This is a genomic window from Acinetobacter sp. 1566109 (genome assembly GCF_000582255.1).
GTDB lineage: Bacteria > Pseudomonadota > Gammaproteobacteria > Pseudomonadales > Moraxellaceae > Acinetobacter > Acinetobacter nosocomialis.
This window is the reverse complement of the sequence record NZ_JEYB01000008.1, coordinates 87,439-105,509: the sequence shown is the minus strand read 5'-3', so window position 1 is coordinate 105,509 and position 18,071 is coordinate 87,439. Positions and strand designations below refer to the sequence as shown.

General features: G+C 38.7%; 20 protein-coding genes. 14 read left to right on the top strand and 6 right to left on the bottom strand.

Going from position 1 to position 18,071, the window contains the following annotated elements; all coding sequences use genetic code 11:
* The 4 genes from J582_RS27245 to J582_RS09845 form a co-directional block, all read left to right on the top strand.
* A partial coding sequence (locus tag J582_RS27245; protein WP_228131707.1) for a hypothetical protein occupies window positions 1–65 on the top strand: 65 nt, incomplete at its 5' end.
* 29 nt (window positions 66–94) lie between these two features.
* Window positions 95–874 carry a DUF1295 domain-containing protein gene (locus J582_RS09855; RefSeq protein ID WP_031983266.1) on the top strand — a complete coding sequence of 260 codons (780 nt, stop codon included), beginning with the start codon at window positions 95–97 and terminating at the stop codon, window positions 872–874.
* 8 nt (window positions 875–882) lie between these two features.
* Entirely contained in the window at window positions 883–1,932 is a 1,050-nt protein-coding gene (locus J582_RS09850; protein WP_022575459.1) for an SAM-dependent methyltransferase, read from the top strand.
* A gap of 28 nt (window positions 1,933–1,960) precedes the next feature.
* Window positions 1,961–3,286, top strand: a complete 1,326-nt coding sequence (locus J582_RS09845) for a sensor histidine kinase (protein ID WP_031983265.1) — start codon at window positions 1,961–1,963, stop codon at window positions 3,284–3,286.
* Here the strand turns inward: J582_RS09845 and J582_RS09840 are convergent.
* From J582_RS09840 to yddG, 5 genes are all read right to left on the bottom strand, one after another.
* Window positions 3,283–3,978 (bottom strand): response regulator transcription factor, encoded by a 696-nt coding sequence (locus J582_RS09840; RefSeq protein ID WP_004708019.1) that lies wholly within the window; start codon window positions 3,976–3,978, stop codon window positions 3,283–3,285. The genes J582_RS09845 and J582_RS09840 overlap by 4 nt on opposite strands.
* A 17-nt stretch (window positions 3,979–3,995) precedes the next feature.
* The gene (locus J582_RS09835) at window positions 3,996–4,490 is read right to left on the bottom strand and encodes a chalcone isomerase family protein (RefSeq protein WP_004708021.1); all 495 of its coding nucleotides are present in this window, start codon (window positions 4,488–4,490) and stop codon (window positions 3,996–3,998) included.
* Window positions 4,457–5,029: a nuclear transport factor 2 family protein gene (locus tag J582_RS09830; RefSeq protein ID WP_031983263.1), complete on the bottom strand. Its 573-nt coding sequence runs from the start codon at window positions 5,027–5,029 to the stop codon at window positions 4,457–4,459. Before J582_RS09830 ends, J582_RS09835 begins: the two co-directional genes overlap by 34 nt.
* 152 nt (window positions 5,030–5,181) lie before the next feature.
* Entirely contained in the window at window positions 5,182–5,688 is a 507-nt protein-coding gene (locus tag J582_RS09825; RefSeq protein ID WP_031983261.1) for a GNAT family N-acetyltransferase, read from the bottom strand.
* A 153-nt stretch (window positions 5,689–5,841) separates the two neighbouring features.
* Window positions 5,842–6,753 carry an aromatic amino acid DMT transporter YddG gene (yddG, locus tag J582_RS09820; RefSeq protein ID WP_031983260.1) on the bottom strand — a complete coding sequence of 304 codons (912 nt, stop codon included), beginning with the start codon at window positions 6,751–6,753 and terminating at the stop codon, window positions 5,842–5,844.
* 334 nt (window positions 6,754–7,087) lie between these two features.
* Between yddG and J582_RS09815 the strand changes: the two genes are divergently transcribed.
* The 7 genes from J582_RS09815 (at window position 7,088) to J582_RS09785 (ending at window position 13,493) form a co-directional block, all read left to right on the top strand.
* Window positions 7,088–8,074, top strand: a complete 987-nt coding sequence (locus J582_RS09815; protein ID WP_022575463.1) for a quinone oxidoreductase family protein — start codon at window positions 7,088–7,090, stop codon at window positions 8,072–8,074.
* Between the two features lie 11 nt (window positions 8,075–8,085).
* Window positions 8,086–8,934 carry a TauD/TfdA dioxygenase family protein gene (locus J582_RS09810; protein ID WP_017385476.1) on the top strand — a complete coding sequence of 283 codons (849 nt, stop codon included), beginning with the start codon at window positions 8,086–8,088 and terminating at the stop codon, window positions 8,932–8,934.
* 60 nt (window positions 8,935–8,994) lie between these two features.
* Window positions 8,995–10,047 (top strand): 3-keto-5-aminohexanoate cleavage protein, encoded by a 1,053-nt coding sequence (locus J582_RS09805; RefSeq protein WP_032047815.1) that lies wholly within the window; start codon window positions 8,995–8,997, stop codon window positions 10,045–10,047.
* 117 nt (window positions 10,048–10,164) lie between these two features.
* On the top strand, window positions 10,165–11,514 hold the full coding sequence (locus J582_RS09800) for an MFS transporter (RefSeq protein ID WP_032047813.1): 1,350 nt from the start codon (window positions 10,165–10,167) through the stop codon (window positions 11,512–11,514).
* The gene (locus tag J582_RS09795; RefSeq protein ID WP_031983257.1) at window positions 11,511–12,167 is read left to right on the top strand and encodes a DsbA family oxidoreductase; all 657 of its coding nucleotides are present in this window, start codon (window positions 11,511–11,513) and stop codon (window positions 12,165–12,167) included. The genes J582_RS09800 and J582_RS09795 overlap by 4 nt, the downstream gene beginning before the upstream one ends.
* Before the next feature lie 14 nt (window positions 12,168–12,181).
* Complete coding sequence (locus tag J582_RS09790) at window positions 12,182–12,490, top strand: Rieske (2Fe-2S) protein (RefSeq protein ID WP_081404944.1); 309 nt, start codon at window positions 12,182–12,184, stop codon at window positions 12,488–12,490.
* Entirely contained in the window at window positions 12,483–13,493 is a 1,011-nt protein-coding gene (locus J582_RS09785; protein WP_031983253.1) for a YeiH family protein, read from the top strand. The genes J582_RS09790 and J582_RS09785 overlap by 8 nt, the downstream gene beginning before the upstream one ends.
* A gap of 92 nt (window positions 13,494–13,585) precedes the next feature.
* Here the strand turns inward: J582_RS09785 and J582_RS09780 are convergent, their stop codons facing one another.
* Entirely contained in the window at window positions 13,586–14,596 is a 1,011-nt protein-coding gene (locus tag J582_RS09780; protein WP_031983251.1) for an AraC family transcriptional regulator, read from the bottom strand.
* A gap of 290 nt (window positions 14,597–14,886) precedes the next feature.
* Between J582_RS09780 and J582_RS09775 the strand changes: the two genes are divergently transcribed.
* The 3 genes from J582_RS09775 (at window position 14,887) to J582_RS09765 (ending at window position 17,909) form a co-directional block, all read left to right on the top strand.
* Entirely contained in the window at window positions 14,887–15,492 is a 606-nt protein-coding gene (locus J582_RS09775; RefSeq protein WP_080746790.1) for an RBBP9/YdeN family alpha/beta hydrolase, read from the top strand.
* A gap of 101 nt (window positions 15,493–15,593) precedes the next feature.
* Entirely contained in the window at window positions 15,594–17,423 is a 1,830-nt protein-coding gene (locus tag J582_RS09770) for a DUF1302 domain-containing protein (RefSeq protein ID WP_081404943.1), read from the top strand.
* 66 nt (window positions 17,424–17,489) lie between these two features.
* A complete protein-coding gene (locus J582_RS09765; RefSeq protein WP_022575472.1) occupies window positions 17,490–17,909 on the top strand; it encodes a PH domain-containing protein in 420 nt (139 codons plus the stop codon).
* Window positions 17,910–18,071 lie beyond the last annotated feature (162 nt).

The window sequence follows — 18,071 nt, the reverse complement described above, 5'->3', positions numbered from 1 at the left end:
AAGGCGGTTTTAAAGAAGGCGTGATAAGCAATGTTCACTTGTTGTTTGAAAGTACCAGTTACTAGCTCAAACAGCTCAAGTAAGGAGACTGCTGATGTTTTTGAATTTACTGATTCTAGATTTAATGATCATGTTGCTGAGCTGGCTACTTGCCACTCTAAATGGCCGAGCTGGAATTGTAGATGCTGCATGGAGTTTCTGTCTGGCAGTGAACATTATTGTTTCTTCTTTACTCATTTCAGTTGCCCCAGTTGAAGTGCGCCTTTTTATTGGTATTTTTAGCGGCTTATGGTTTTTAAGATTATTTTGGCACCTGTTAAGACGTTATCAATCTGAACAAAAAGAAGATGGCCGTTACGCGAGCATGCGTAAAGCGATGGGTAAGTTTCAGCATATTGGCTTTTTATTCTTTTTTATCTTTCAAACACTTTTAGTGCTTTTGTTCTTTTTGCCGATGTGGATGCTCCTCAATGTAGAGGCAACTGAATGGAGTAGTGGATATAAAGTCGCTTTAGTAATTGCTGCTGTCATCATGGCAATTGCTTTCATTGGAGAGCAGCTCGCTGATCAGCAGTTATACCGATTTAAATTAAATCCAGATCATCATGGCAAAACGATGGATCAGGGTTTATGGCGTTATTCACGTCACCCCAATTATTTTTTTGAATGGTTACACTGGTTTGCCTATCCAATTATTGGTTTAGCGGCAGGCCAATACGTATTGTGGATTTATCCGTTACTCATGTGGCTATTTTTATATTACGTCACGGGTATTCCATTTAGTGAAAAACAGGCAATTAAAAGTCGCGGTCAAAATTATCTTGATTATCAACAAAAAACGTCAATGTTTATACCGCGGAAACCAAAAAAATAGGTGCGCATATGGATTTTATCGTTCATCAGTCTTTGAAAATTGTTGAAAGTGGTGTGATTCCAGACCATGCAATTCGGGCTGCAATTCGAGCTTTAAGCAAAAAGCGTTTAATTCAGGAAGGCCGTTATGACCCTGAACAAGGGGCACAGCGCTATATGGATGTGCTTAATATGCTGAAAAAGAGCGAAATCGCCGTTGAAACTGATAAGGCAAACGAGCAGCACTATGAGTTACCAACCGAGTTTTTTCAGGCGGTGCTTGGAAAAAGACTGAAATATAGTGCATGTTACTTTCCCACCAAAACAACAACTTTAGATCAGGCAGAAGAGCTTGCACTTCAGCTTTATTGTGAAAGAGCACAACTTAAAAATGGTCAACAGATTTTAGAGTTAGGTTGCGGTTGGGGTTCTTTAACTTTGTGGATGGCAGAAAACTATCCACGATCACAGATTACGGCTGTTTCAAATTCTGCAACCCAGAAAAAGCATATTCTCGGGCAAGCAAAGTTAAGAGGTTTAAGCAATATTGAAGTACTGACCTGTGATGTGAATGTTCTCGAATTAGACCAAGCCCGATTTGATCGTGTTGTATCGGTCGAAATGTTTGAACACGTTCGAAACTATCAGCGACTTTTTGAAAAAATTCAGAAGTGGTTAAAGCCGGAAGGATTACTCTGGTGTCATATTTTCTGTCATCGCTTTTTGCATTATCCTTTTGAAGTAAAATCAGACTATGATTGGATGTCCAAGTATTTCTTTACTGGCGGTTTAATGCCTTCGACTTCAACTTTTTTGCATTTTCAAGAGCATTTAGAGTTGGCTCAACATTGGCAATGGTCGGGTGAGCACTATATGAGAACGGCAAACGCTTGGCTTAATAATATGGATAATCAAGAGGAAGAGCTCAAGCCACTGTTTAAAAAGATCTATGGCAAAGATGCCAATATTTGGTGGCAACGCTGGCGTATTTTCTTCATGGCTTGTGCTGAACTTTTTGGTTTTGAACAAGGACAAGAGTGGGTCATTGGTCACTTTTTATTTAAAAAGAGATCATTGTAATTTCGATAGCCTATCTCGGCGATAAAATATGATAAGAACTCGAAACGATGGCAAAGCTCATCCATTAGCCCAAATGTTCAATCGATATTATTGGTTGCAGATTGGTCTAATTGCCTTATCAATTGTGGTCGGGTTGGCTTGTAGTGCTTGGGTGATTAAAGGCTCTTTACTTAAAACCGCTTTAGAACAAGAAATGGAACATTACTGGTTGCGTATAGAACGTAACCCAAATGCAGACCTGCCAGATACTAAAAATTTATATGGATATCGGTGGAATACTCAAGTAGCCCCACAACCTTTTAAAGATATGCATCTAGAAAGTGGGGTACATCGGATATTTGTTGATGGCAAAGAACGTATGACGGTATATGGTGAACGTAATGGTCAGCATGTACTGTTGGTATTTGGCGAAAGTAATGTCAATAAGCTGGTTTGGCTTTTTGGTCTCGCACCACTTATGTTTAGTTTATCTGTTTTATATAGCTTTTTGTGGTGGTCAAATCGAAGAGCAAGACGCTATTTTTCCCCTATTACCCGTTTGGCAAATGCATTAGAAAATATTGATTGGGCACACCAAGATACACAAGCATCACCTTTTAAAGATATCAATACCAATGGCAATATGGAGGCGGAATATCTCAAACAAGCCTTGGAAAAATATCATCAGGTTTTAAGTGAATTTATTCGACGTGAACGAGAATTTACCGGCGATGTCAGCCATGAGTTACGTACGCCGCTCACGATTTTAAAAGGTAATGTACAACTTTGTCAGACTAAATATGGAGAAGATAAATCTTTAACTCGTCTTCACAATACAATTGAAGACATGCAATTGCTCGTCGACACCTTGCTCGCAATTGCCCGTAATACGGTAAAAAATTTACCGTCTGAAAAGAATTTATTATCTGAAATTGTGAGGGATTTAGTCGAAAGTTTAGAAGGGGTAAGTGTGAGTAAAGGTATAAATATTCATATTCACCCAGACTCAGCCGAACAACCACGCTGGTTATATCCCTCTATGACTAAAATGGTTCTAGGCAATATTTTGCGTAATGCTCTGAATTATTCCCAAGGTTCACAAATTGATATTATTCAACAAAAAAACAGCTTAATTATTGCCGATAATGGTATCGGAATTTCTTTACCTAATGATATGAAAGTTCAGGAACTCAGCGACTCGCAACTTTCTTTAAAAGCCAAAGGACACGGCATCGGGTTGCAATTGGTCCAAAAGCTTTGCAAACAATTAGGTTGGCGAGTTGAGTTGTTTGATCGGCAATATTACTTAACGACTCATCCTGAGCTGGATTTAGAGATGACCACAGGTTTAATAGTAGTCGTCTATTTAAATTAATCGGCAGTATCGTCTAAAGCAATTTTTAAACCGACGCCTGCTACTGTATGTAATAGTTTAGGGTCAAAAGGTTTATCTATCATTTTCCGTAGGTTATAAATGTGGCTGCGCAAAGCATCACTTTCAGGTTCTTCATCACCCCATAGCTCCATCATAAGTTCCTGCTTAGTTACTACTTTAGGAGACTGACGCATCAAAATTTTTAATAATTTAAATTGAATAGGGGGTAATTCGATATTGTTTCCGGCACGAATAACAGTTTGAGTTGCGCTGTCGAGAATTAAATCATGAATTTGAATTTTGTGATTTGCGACTTCCCCTGCCGCTCTCTTGATCAGTGCTCGAATACGCATGACCAACTCATTAAAATCAAATGGTTTAACTAAATAATCATCCGTGCCAGCAGTAAATCCTTTAAGTTTATCATCTAAAGTATCTCTAGCAGTGAGCATAAGAATTGGCATATCAATGCCTTGTTCGGTCCGTAACCAGTTACACAAATCATAACCTGAGCCATCGGGTAAGTTGATGTCGAGCAACAAAAGATGATAATGCTGTGACTTAAGAAAAGAACGTGCCGCATCTAAATTACGCGCATGATCGATGACGTAACCATGTACTTCAAGAAATTCACACACGGTCGCCGCCAGCTCAAAATGGTCCTCAACCATGAGGATAAAATGATTACCCATGAGATTTTATTAAGCCATTAATTTAATAGTTGTTGTTTTAATTTAGCATTAAATGGTTCAGTACCAAACCAGATTTTAAAATATTGATTTGCATTCGGATTAATTATAGAACCGAGTAGATTCTGGTTTAATTTTAGCTCTAGTTTTTGATTTTCATGGTGATAAGAAAGACTATATAAATCTCCGCTCTTGATTGGTCTATAAAGCTCATTAATATGATTAAGCGGGGATTTAGCATCAAATCCACTAATATTCTTCTTTAAATAGTGAGTTGCTGCTCGCTTAAATGCCCACTCAGGAATATCTCGGTTATAACTAAAGTCCATTTTTATGCTTTGGTTCTGCCAACTTTTTAGGCAATCTTCGGCAAAGTAGCTAACATTTCCGACTTTTTGACTCGTTACCATTAAAGGAGCTGAACTGCATTTTTTCAGTTCAGCAGCATTTGCATGAGACGCAATTAAAATACCCAGTAGTATTAAGATTCGACTTTTTTGAATGGCAATATCCATTTATAAACTCCTCCAAATACAGGTAAAGAACGGTAGAGACCATTCGCAGGGTCCCAGAAGTCTTGTTGGAAAATAATTTGTTGTTGTTCATTAATTTTGATTTGACTAATGCCATAAGAAGCCATGGTTTTTGTACGGCCTAGCATTTTAAAGTCATAAGCCATATACCAATGAATATAGGCTGTATCTTGATGGTGAGTTGCGCTAATCAGTTTTACAGTGACGTTACTTACTCGTGCGTTCATACCCTCAAAGTGTTTAATTAGATCTTTTTTTTGCGAGAACTGGGAAAGTGTATCGTTGATATAGAGCTGATCCGCATAAAGTTGACTCGCATTACTTACAAAAGATGGAGTACCAAGAGTATTAAATGCAGCAACAAAACGGTGACCAATCTCTTGTGCTTGCTCATCATTTAATGTGACGCCAGTAATTTGTCGTTCGGCTTTACCATAATCACCTGAATAACTAGGCACGCTTTTGCACGCTGTTAGACCTACTAAGGTAATCAGCCCTAGGGCAGTGGTTATAATTTTCATATTTAAATCCTAGCCAACTTTATAAAATTAACTTAAAGAGGCTGTCGTGAAATTTGCGTGAATTCTGAATTTTTTGATTTGAGTTTAATAGTGTTTTCTTTGAAGCAATTAGATCTTCACTAGCTTAAATTTTTTATAGGAATACATTATTTTTATGAAGAAAATAATAGGTCTTTTTTGAAAAAGATAACATCCATATTCATATAACTAGATGAGGTGGTTTTTTCAAAACCAAGCTTATTTAATAGATTGTGAGCAGGTAAATTCTCTTTTTCTGAAAAAGCGATCACATGCTTAAAGTTCCGATTTTTCATGTCTTCTAGTAACTTAAGTGAAGCTTCAAGAACATAGCCTTTATTTCGTTCAGTTTTAATAAGTCTAAAACCTAGTTCGGCTTCGGTTTGGCCATCAACTTCACATATTTCAAAACCGCAATAACCAATAATTTGATGGGTATCTTTTAAGATCACAGCCATTTTGCCAAAATTATAATTTTTATAATGCTCTAATATTTCAAAAAAACGACTCGTTGCAGCTTCAGTTGTTAAGCCACTATAAGGTGAAAAAGCCATAAAATCTTTATCTTGTAACATTTCAATGACTGTAGATAAATTTTCTTGAACAAATGGTTTTAAGATTAAGCGATCTGTTTCTAACATAAAGTTTTTATTAATTGGTTTTAAAAAATATATTTTATAAAACAGTTTATAAATTTAATAAAGAGAGCAATTTCCTTCTAGTCATGCAAAAGAAGCTGTAAATTTTGCTTTAGGGCAAAAAACTAATACTAGTTCTGTTACTCATCACTGCTTTTAATTCTTTTTGAAATAAGAGCGGATTACTGTCCAATTTGTTGAAAGCCAGCAGATGAGTGAACCGGCTGTAACCATAGCGGTTCCTTGCCAAAAGCTGATTGATAACTCGGTTTGTAAAACCAGCATGGCCAGTAAAGATGAAATGATTGGAGTGAAGTAAGAAGCCACCACTAGCATCGTGGTGTTGCCATGAATAATGCCAATATTCCATGCTGCATAACCTAGCCCAATTGCTGTAGAGGCAAAGACGAGAGATAAAGTCGTATTTAAATCGAGTGTAGGTAAAACAGCTTGACCACTAAAGAATAGCTTTAACCACAATGTTAGAGCGACGCCAATAAAGAAAATAGAAATAGGGTTTTGTCCTTTACCTATTTTCTTGGTTAATACACAGTACAAAGCCCAAATAATTGCACCTATAAAAGCCAAAATATAACTTAGAGGATTACTATAAAAATTGTCTATAACTCGACTTAGACTAAAATCGCCATTTCCGGTCTGAATAAAAGTAATGCCGAAAATCGAAATAATTAAACCTAAAATAATAAAGATATTAAATTTTAACTCTCTAAAAATGACAAAAGCTAAAACGGTCAAGCTTGGCCAAAGGTAGTTCACAATGCTTACTTCAATTGCTTGTTGTGCTGTTTTTGAATAGGCAAGTGCAAACGAAAAGCAGAGTTCATAAGCAATAAATAAAATTGCCCCTAAAATTAAATATTTTTTAGAAATTAACTTAAAATTTGGCAGCCTAAAAATAATAAGCAGTAGCAAAGCGCTTAAGGAATAGATCAGTGTAATGCCAACATCTGGTCCAATCACGGTCGTAATATGTTTTACAAAGCCCACCATAGAGGCCCACATCAGGATTGCGCTTAAACCGATCAATGTTGCTAAATTTTTTGACATAAGATAGATGAACTTAATTAAACGCCTGAGCTATCGTAAAAGTTAATAATTAAAGTAAGTCAGGTTAAATGAATTTTAAATTAAAAAATAGTGCATTTAAAAAGCTAACTTAAAAAAACAAATCGTAAAGATTTAAAATTATTTTAATTTTTCATAGGTATGAACATAATCCTTATTTCGTTAGATAAATATAAAACCAACTTTAATAAAGTTCGGCTGTCATTAAACGTTAAGCTTGTGTCGTCAAATGTAAAGTGGCCCATATCCTAACTGTTGTAATTTTGGTTATTGCTTTTATAGGCACTCAATAAAAAACCAAAATATGGAATAGGACATGACGTTGACGAAAGCTATACGTTTCTATGGAACAGGAACGCCAGAAGTAATGCGCTATGAAGATGTAGAAGTAGGAGATCCAAAAGCTGGAGAAGTACGCCTACGTCATGTGGCAGTCGGCCTAAATTATGCCGATACATATTTTCGTAATGGAACCTATCAAATTCCAATGCCTAATGGCATGGGCGTTGAAGCTTCAGGTGTCGTTGAAGCTTTAGGCGAAGGAGTTAATCAGCTTAAAGTAGGTGATCGAGTTACTTATACAGGTTTTTTAAATACCTTAGGTGCATATAGTACCCACCGTCTAATTCCAGCAAATGCTTTAATTAAATTACCCGAAGAAATTTCTTGTGAAACAGCGGCAGCGATGACCATGAGAGGGTTGACCGCTGCTTATCTGATGCGCCGCATTTATGACTTTAAAGCGGGCGATTCAATTTTATTACATGCAGCTGCTGGTGGTGTTGGGCTGATCGTTTCTCAATGGGCTAAATTACTGGGCTTGACTGTTATCGGGACCACATCTTCAGAAGAAAAGGCTGCCGTAGCGCGAGCTCACGGTTGTGATCATGTCATTAACTACAGTCATGAAAATGTTGCTGAGCGCGTACGTGAGTTAACAGGCGGCGTGGGTGTAAATGTCGTTTTCGATAGTGTTGGCCAAGCCACTTTTATGAGTTCATTAGACTCTCTCAAACGCCGTGGTTTGTTGGTCTGCGTAGGGACAGCGTCTGGTCCAATCCCTGCTTTTGATCCGGTATTACTCGCCGTGAAAGGTTCATTGTTTGTCACACGTCCAGCTTTGGCAGATTACATTGCAGATCCTGCCGAGAAGAAAGAACTGGCAAATGAATTATTTGATCATGTTCGACATGGACGAATCAAAATTGAAATTAATCAGCGCTATGAGTTAAAGGATGCCGTACAAGCTCATCGTGATTTGGAAGCACGTAAAACAATAGGTTCATCAATCTTTGTAATTTGAAGGGATTTCTTATGCAAATTGAACAGTTAACTTGCAATATTGGTGCAGAGCTCAGTGGAGTCAAACTCGCTGATGCGATTTATGATGATGGATTATTTGCTGAAATTCGCACACAACTACTTAAACATCGTGTGTTGTTCTTGCGAGATCAGCACTTAACCCGTCAGGATCATGTCGCATTTGCGGAAAAATTTGGACAGTTAGAAGACCATCCTGCGGTAGGCAGCCATCCTGATCATCCGGGTTTGGTGCAGATTTATAAACACCCTGAAAGTCCTGTCGATCGTTATGAAAATGCTTGGCACAGTGATGCAAGCTGGCGCAAGGTTCCGCCGATGGGATGCGTGTTGCATTGTGTTGAATGCCCACCTGTAGGTGGCGATACCATGTGGACCAATATGGTGATGGCCTATGAGTCTTTACCCAACGATATTAAGGATAAGATTGCAGACTTACGTGCTTATCACAGCATAGAAGCGAGTTTTGGTGCGGCTATGCCGCTTGAAAAACGCTTGGACTTAAAAGCAAAGTTTCCCGATGCTGAGCACCCAGTGGTACGTACTCATCCTGAAACGGGCGAGAAAATTTTATACGTCAACGCTTTCACAACTCACTTCAGTAACTATCACACCAAAGAACGCGTCAGATTTGGACAAGATGCCAATCCGGGCGCAGCTGAACTACTACGTTACTTAATTTCTCAAGCCTATATTCCAGAGTTTCAAGTGCGTTGGCGTTGGAAGCCTAACAGCATTGCCATCTGGGATAACCGCAGCACACAACATTATGCAGTCATGGATTACCCACCTTGCCACCGAAAAATGGAACGGGCCGGCATTATTGGTGACGCAACCTATTAAGGTTATTGGCTAAATAATTTTATCTAATTGAAAATTCTAAAAATATATGAGGAGATGCACATGCAATTCTTTGACGACTCATTGTACCCGGAAAATATGGAAAAAGTGGTAATCACGGTTGCGCCGTATGGCCCCGAATGGATGCCGGAAGACTTTCCCGAAGATATTCCAGTGACCATGGATGAGCAAATACAAAAAGCGGTTGAGTGCTATGAAGCGGGCGCGACGGTGCTGCATTTACATGTCCGCGAGCTTGATGGCAAAGGCTCTAAACGCTTGTCAAAGTTTAATGAACTCATTGCAGGGGTTCGTGAAGCTGTGCCTGACATGATTATTCAGGTAGGTGGTTCGATTTCATTTGCACCAGAGAGTGAAGGTGAGGCTGCATTATGGCTAAGTGATGACACCCGACATATGTTGGCTGAACTTACACCAAAGCCCGATCAGGTTACGGTAGCAATTAACACTACCCAAATGAATATTATGGAATTGCTCTATCCTGAATATTTAGAAGGGACTTCATTGGCACATCCAGCGACTCAGGCAGCATATGCAGAGATGACCGTGCCAGCTGGGCCTGCATGGGTAACTGAACACATCAAACGCTTATGCAAAAACAATATTCAACCGCACTTTCAATTAACCGGTATGCATGGGCTTGAGACGCTAGAACGTATGGTGCGTAAAGGGTTGTACATGGGGCCGTTAAACTTAACTTGGATTGGAATCGGTGGCGGTTTCGATGGCCCAAATCCATTTAATTTCTTTAATTTTATTCATCGCGTACCCGATGGATGTACTTTGACATCAGAATCTCTTCTCAAAAATGTATTGCCTTTTAATACCATGTCGATGGCAATGGGTTTACATGCCCGTGTGGGGAACGAAGACACGATCATTGATCATCACGGACGCCGTTTTTCATCTGTAGAGCAAATTAAGCAAACTGTTCGGATTGCCCATGAATTAGGCCGTGAAATTGCCTCAGGAAAAGAAGCCCGTGAAATTTATCGTATTGGGGTGCAATACAACAGTATTGAAGAAACCCTAATCGCAAATGGTATGGCACCTAATCGTAAAACAGGGCAAAAGGGTGTGCCGCAGCGTAACTAATATGACAAGGTCTAACGGAATGTAGACCTCAAATGTAGTGCAGCTTATTCGCTTTGTTTTTAAAAGTGCGCTGCTGCACTAGCAAAATAGAAATTATAAAAAATACAAGGAGGTCGTATGAATGCACATCAGTATTCAGATCAGATGAGCGATGTTGATACGTCAATCAGTATACCTCGTCGTTATGCATGGCTTGTTTTTGCTTTGACATTTGGTTTGCTCATTTCAGATTACATGTCACGACAAGTCTTAAACGCAGTTTTTCCTTTACTTAAAAATGAGTGGTTGCTCAGCGACAGTCAGTTAGGTTTGCTCAGTGGCATTGTCGCTTTAATGGTGGGTTTATTGACTCTGCCGTTGTCTTTAATGGCAGACCGTTTTGGGCGAGTGAAAAGCTTGGCCATTATGGCGACGTTATGGAGTTTGGCGACTTTAGGATGTGCACTGGCTGAAAATTATGAGCAAATGTTTATTGCTCGTTTTATGGTTGGTGTGGGTGAAGCTGCTTATGGCAGCGTTGGAATCGCGGTAGTGGTAGCTGTTTTTCCACGAGAAATGCGTGCAACACTCGCCAGTGCTTTTATGGCGGGCGGCGTATTTGGCTCGTTTTTGGGTGTGGCTTTAGGTGGTGTACTCGCACAGCATTTCGGTTGGCGTTGGGCTTTTGGTGGTATTGCTTTATTTGGTCTCATTTTGGCCTTTCTATATCCAATTTTAGTGAAAGAAAACAGAATAAACACAGCACCTCAAAATAAAATTCGTAGTAAAACCCAGCACATTAAAAGCCCTTTAAAAACTTTATATTCAAGTCGTTCAGTTATTGCCACTTACATTGGTAGTGGTCTGCAATTATTTGTTGGTGGCACAGTGATTGTCTGGATGCCGAGTTATCTCAATCGCTATTACGGCATGAGTACCGACAAGGCAGGTGTAATGGCAGCGGTCATTTTGCTATGTAGTGCAGTAGGCACAATTCTATGCGGCATGTTGTGTGATTATTTGGGCCGTAACTGTCCAGATCGTAAGGTCAGTTTAGCGATTACATACTGCTTGCTCGGTTGTGTTCTTTTATTAATTGCTTTTGCTGTGCCTGCGGGACGTAACCAGTTACTTCTCATCTGCCTCGGAATGTTTATTGCCCTAGGAACCAATGGGCCATCTAGTGCCATGGTGGCCAATCTTACACATAACTCAGTTCATGGCTCTGCATTTGCAACACTCACTTTAGCTAACAATTTTCTTGGTTTAGCGCTTGGTCCTTTAGTCGTTGGCAAAGTATCTGATGTGATTGGTTTACATAGCGCATTTCAACTTATGCCATTGGTCAGTATTGCAGCCGCAGCCGTATTTTTTTATGCCAAACGCCATTATCACAAAGATATCGCACGCTTTGAGCAACAAGGAATAACTGAGCTTAAAAATCATTCAGGTAACCAAATACAAAAATGCGGGATGAATAACAAATGATGATTCGGCAATTACACATTGATGTATTTTTTGACTTTATTTGTCCTTGGTGTTTGATCGGAAAACGTCAATTACTGATCGCTATAAATAGATTTTATCAGCTTCACCCCCAAGTCAAAGTTATCGTGCACTGGCGAGGTGTTCAGCTCATACCCGATTTAGCTGTTGAAGGGGTACCGTTTCAAACATTTTATTTGAAACGGTTAGGTAGCTTAACAGCAGTTCGTATGAGACAAGAGCAGGTCAATAAAGCCGCTAATAAAGTGGGGCTTAAGATCGATTTTGAACAAATTAAACGGATGCCAAATACGGCCAAAGCTCATCGCTTATTTGATAAAGCTTTAAAGATAGGTACTACTGAGCAGTGCAATGCGTTGTTAGAACAACTCTTTGCTGCATATTTTTATGATGGGTTAGACATCGGAAATACCACTACTTTATACAAAATTGCGAAACGCTGTGGTTTTCCGCATGAACTGTTCAAAGATTTACTTATTCATGATCATCAAGATTTTATCTCTGCAAGTACAGGAGGTAATGGCGTGCCTTATTTTATTTTTGATCGGGCTTCAGCCTTGGTGGGCGCGCAATCAGCAGATGTACTTTATCAAGCGATGCAAGAAGCACTTTTGGGGCAAGGAGAGTTGATATGACTAATCGATTTGAAGTGCCTTTTGAAAAAATTCCCAATTCAGGTGAGCGGGCTTTTTTAAAAGTTGGAGATAAAACTCTCGCACTATTTAACGTTGCGACTCAATTTTATGCAATCGATGACAGCTGTCCTCATCAGGGCGCATCGCTATTTAGTGGACGTCTAGAAGGACGAGTGATTCAGTGCTGTGCCCATGGTCTCCGCTTTGATTTAACAAATGGCTGTTTAGTTAATTCTGCTCATCTCAAAGTTGCAACCTATCCCGTAGAAGTGATCGAGGACAAGGTATTTATTGTGATGGGCTGTGGGGAAAATCATGAATAGTTTAGTTTTGAAAAATTTTTCCCAGCGTACAAGAGAATTAGCACCAGGCTTTGTAGTCAGTTCGGTCGTTGCTGCGGCTGCCTGTTTTTTATCAGAGCACTATGGTGCGCCAGTCATGCTATTTGCACTACTGCTCGGCATGAGCGTGAATTTTTTAGCGGCTGAAAGTAAATGTAAGGTAGGTATCGAGTTCACCGCACGTAGTGTGCTGAGGATGGGCATCGCGTTACTCGGCATGCGTATAACTTTAGGACAAATTACCGCACTAGGTTGGCAGCCTGTTGCGTTAGTCGTTACTCTGGTTATTGTCACAATTGCCGTTTCTGTTATTGCCGCTAAAATCTTAGGCTTCCAAAAACTATTTGGCATGCTCACTGGTGGTTCCACGGCAATCTGCGGTGCTTCAGCCGCATTGGCACTATCGGCTGCTTTTCCAAATCATCCGCAAAAAGAAAAAGCGACCTTGTTTACCGTGATTGGTGTGTCAGCACTTTCAACCTTTGCAATGATTGTCTATCCGATGATTGCGAAGTGGCTAGAGTTATCACCACAAGCGGCTGGTGTGTTTCTTGGTGCTACGATTCACGATGTGGCGCAAGTGGTCGGCGCTGGTTATAGCATGTCTACTCAAACAGGTGATACGGCGACTGTAGTTAAACTTATGCGTGTAGCAATGCTGCTTCCAGTAATTGTTTGTGCGGCTATGATTACCCGTATGCAAGGAGCAGATTCAACCGGAGAGCGACCACCATTACTGCCTTGGTTTGCTGTTGGCTTTCTACTACTCGCTTGTATTAACAGTACAGGATGGGTACCAGCGATGGTTCAAAATGGAATTAATGACTTATCACGCTGGTTTTTAGTCATCGCAATTAGTGCTTTAGGGATGAAAACTCAGTTAAAAGAATTAGCATCTGTCGGCATTAAACCAATCCTTTTAATGATCGGCGAAAGCATCTTTTTAGTGGTATTGGTTCTTGGACTTATGCGCTTGTGGTTTTAATTTTAAAAATTAGATTTTTAAGGAAGTTCTGGAGTGGTTCTCCAGCTTCCTTACATTTTAAATGACTTCATTTGGTATCAAACACAAAAGAATTAATTAAGCAGGGCTTTATTGTGATTACGCCACGTATTCGGTGACATACCAAACTGGCTAATGAACCAACGTGTAAAAGAACTCGGCATTGAGTAACCTAAAATATCAGACACTTGAGCAAGTGAATAATTTAGATTTTTTAAATAACGAAATACGAGATCTTTGCGTACTTCATTCATTAAATCACTAAAACTCGTCTGAGCTTCTTCTAATCGACGCTGTAAAGTCCGTACATGAATACCATGTGTTTGAGCGACTTGATCAATCGTAGCGCGTCCCATTGGCAAGAGAAGATAAATACTTTTACGAATATCAAAAATCATGGTCGATTCATTGCTATTTTGCAAAATATCTAAATAACGTTGTGCATGGTTAGCCATAGCCAAATTTGCTTGAGGGTTTGTTGTATCAAGTTCGGCTGCCGTACAAACAATACCATTAAAGTCACTACCAAACTCTAGCGCACAGCCAAAAATCCGTCGATGCAGAGTTAAATCATTGGGTGGGTTATGAGTGAAGTGGACACTTAACGGCCGCCATTTTTGCATCATGAGTGCTGCACAAAAACGATGGGTAATTCCTAAAGCAAGTTCCGTCGCTTGGCGACTATACCCGCAAGTTGTGGTTATAACCTCTTCTCGAATAACAACTGTATCGTCAATTTCTTCTATATATATTTCAAGTGAGTTATTGAGTAAATTCCTATAACGAACAATCGTTTGTAGCGCTTCTCTCAAAGTATATTGGTAACTTAATAATAAGCTTAGTTCACCAAAATCCGCGATTTCACGTTGTTCAGCCATGTGTAAACCGAAAACATCACAATTACTCATCTGGGCTGATTCTTCAAGCAAGGTAATGGCTTTATCTACAGGAATACGTTGTTTAAGATCATTCAATTGAGTTTGGCTAAGCCCAACACGTGATAATAAATGGTAGGGATTTAGATCTAATTGCTGAGCAACTGCCAAATAATTTTTTAAAGAGGCGGTATGCGCAAGAGGCACCATTTTATTATCTCCTGTTCTTAATCAGCCATATTCCTTACAGCTCATATCTAGTTATAACTAAAATATCCACATTACAAAAGCTTTTATTTAAGCGCCTAATCGTGATGTCTACTTAATTTTAAAGCTATTCTTTTGGCTCATTTGTAATTACAAAAACTATTTTAATTAATTTACGAAATTTTAAAAAGATGTGTCGTCAAATGAAAAGTCCGTGACGCCTTATGTACACCATTAACTGAAATGAGCCTTTATTGTGAATGGAGTTTTATAAAAATTCTTAAGCCTCCTAGATGGCAAAATTCACAGGCGTCGAAATGGAAAAAATACAAACCAAAGCAACAATTTTAATTATTCCGGGGTTACGCGATCATGTTCCCGAGCATTGGCAAACGATCTTAGAAACAAAGCTAGCAAAGGTTCGCTCTGTACCACCTGTAGAAACTAATAAACTCAATTGTGAAAATAGAGTTACTGCTATTCAGGCACAACTCGAACAAATACAAGGGCCTGTCATTTTAGTTGCACACAGCGCAGGTGTGCTGATGACAATACACTGGGCTGCAAAATATCAAAGACCAATTCAAGGTGCTTTGCTTGTGGCTCCACCTGACTTAAACGAAAGCTGGCCAGAAAATTATCCAAGCCCAACCGTACTTCATCAAGAAGGATGGAGTCCTTTACCTAATCAAACACTACCTTTCCCCAGCATTTTGGTTGCAAGCACCAATGACCATTTAGCTCGTTATGAAGCTGTAAGTGAAATGGCAGGAAAGTGGGGTAGTCAACTCGTAAATCTGGGGGAAGTGGGACATTTAAACCCTGCATCTGGCTTTGGCTATTGGCCTTTAGCTGAACAATTTATTCAACAGTTAGATCAGGTCGAACAACCAGCCTAGTGCAAAAAATACCTGTTTAGGTAAACCATTTAAAAGCCAATGGATGGCTTTGAGTAATAAGCAATAAATAAGAAAAATCATATTGATAGGGAGATAATATGATGGGTCATTACATCTATTTAAATCAAAGAAATAATCACGTTTTATATATTCAAAAAATAGGTGTTTCATTAAGCCTAATTTTATTTATGTCTAAAGCAAATGCAGCCAGTTTTGATATTGATAAAGACTGGAAGGTCGATACAAAAACGATATTAAGCTTAGGAGCCAGTTGGAGTACCCAAGATCCATCCGTTTCATTACTTTATCGGCCTGATGCAAACAAAATAGGCAAACAAGGCGCTAGCATTGATGTGAATGGTGATGATGGGCGTATGAATTTTAGTAAATATGATGCCATTTCACAGATCATCAGAGGTATAACTGAAGTTAAGCTAAATGGAAAACAGCAGGGTGCGGTCATTAGCACTAAATACTGGTATGACCATGCCTATGAGACAGGGCACGGAGACTTTAAACCCTTTAATGATTCAGCGTGGCCAAGGCTTGCAAAATTCAAAGGTATCGATTTATGGAATGCCTATATATGGAAAGATTTTGAACTGGGCGGTGGAAAAAGCATCAATTTAAAATTAGGCAAACAGACTTTAAATTGGGGGAAATCTCAGTTTTTTCAAAACGGTTTAAATTCAGTGAGTGCATTCGATTTTGCTGCAATTAACCGACCGGGTGGTGATGTAAAAGAAAGAATTATTCCAACCGAAATGTTTTCATTCGACACAAGCATTAATAAAAATTTGAAAATAGAAGGGTTCTATCAATTTAAATTTAGACCTTCAGTTGTTGATGGTAACGGAACTTTCTTTGAGATTTCAGATTTTGTGCCCAAAAATGCAGGTCCAGTTCTGATTGCTGGAGGTGGAGATAAATTATCGGATACCGCAATTCGTTTACGTACCTATATTCCACGTGCAGAAAGTAGAAAAGCAAAGGATAATGGCCAATATGGCATTGCTTTAAAACAGACATTACCCAGTTTAAATAATGCTGAGTTAGGTATTTACTATGCGAACTACCATAGCCGTAATGCAAACTTTGATGGAACGGCTGTAACGGCAGCAGGACCCGAACATTTTAATACCGCAAATTATTTTTCTATCTATCCTGAAAATATCAAAATGTTTGGATTAAGTCTGACTGGTAAAGTTGGCACAACAACCGTTTTTAGTGAATTAACCCACAAACCTAATCAACCTTTACAACTAAACGGCACAGACATTGTCTATGCTCAAGTACTATCGGAAGGAACGCCATTTGCGCCGCCGGGAAAAACTGTTGAATTGGGTCAATATATTCAAGGATATGTACGCTTACCCGTAACACAATTTTCGGTTGGAGCAACTGATAGCATATTCAATATTTGGGGCGCAAATTCGATGACATGGTCTACAGAGTTTGCCTTAAACCATATTGCAGATATTGGTAATCATCGGTTTGGCCGGACAGGCGCATTTGGCCGTAGTGAGCTGTCAACAGAGGCTTATAATCCTGAAACAGGCGATTTTAAATGTACGCCGTATGGTACAGCTCATCTTACTAATACAGAAATAGATAACTTGAATGAACGCTTTTGTAATAAAAATGGTTTTTTTAATGAATGGTCATTTGGCTACCGATTACGTGGCGCATTAAATTATCAAGATATTTTACCCTCTACAGTGATTACGCCAAGTCTTAGTTTTAGACATGATGTTTATGGATATAGCCAAAACTTTCAAGAAGGGCAAATGAGTGTAAGTGCGGCGTTATCTATGACTTATCAGCAAAAATATACAACAGAGATTGCCTATAATAACTTTTTTGGTTCTAATGAGTTTAGCACGGTAGATGATCGAGATTTTGTATCATTAACATTTAAAGCTAATTTTTAGTTCAATTATTTTATAAAAATATAGAAAGACTCGTTATAAATGAGATTTAGATGTAGAGGATAACTTTTGAAATTTAGATCAAAAATTGATTGGTGGCTTTTATTAATATTTGTTGTGATCACTGCCAATATTATTTTTAAAATTTATCAAGAAGTTCATCATTCTTCTATAGGCACCAATTTTTCGCATCTCATGATTTATAGTTTAGTCATTTTGGTTATTTGGCTTCCGGTCTTTAACACGTATTACGTAGTAGAAAACAACACATTAATCATTAAGAGCTTGGTATTTCGATGGAAAATTAATATCAATGATATTACTCAAATAGAACCTACCCATAATCCACTTTCTTCTCCAGCACTATCATTAGATCGGCTCAAAATTAGTTATATGAAAAATGGAAGAATAGCGAAGGTGATGATTTCTCCAAAAGATAAAGAGGGCTTTTTAAATACTTTACGTAAAAATCCTAATGCTAAGTTTTAATTTGTAGTTATGATGAAGGGGATTTAAGTGCTTAGAAAACACTCGGTTATGTATTAAAATTTTTAAAATATAGACTGTACTGCTCAGCACAGTTAAATAAATAAACTATAAGTCTCTCTTCTAAAGCATTACCCTGTGCATATTACGAAAAAATAAGAAATG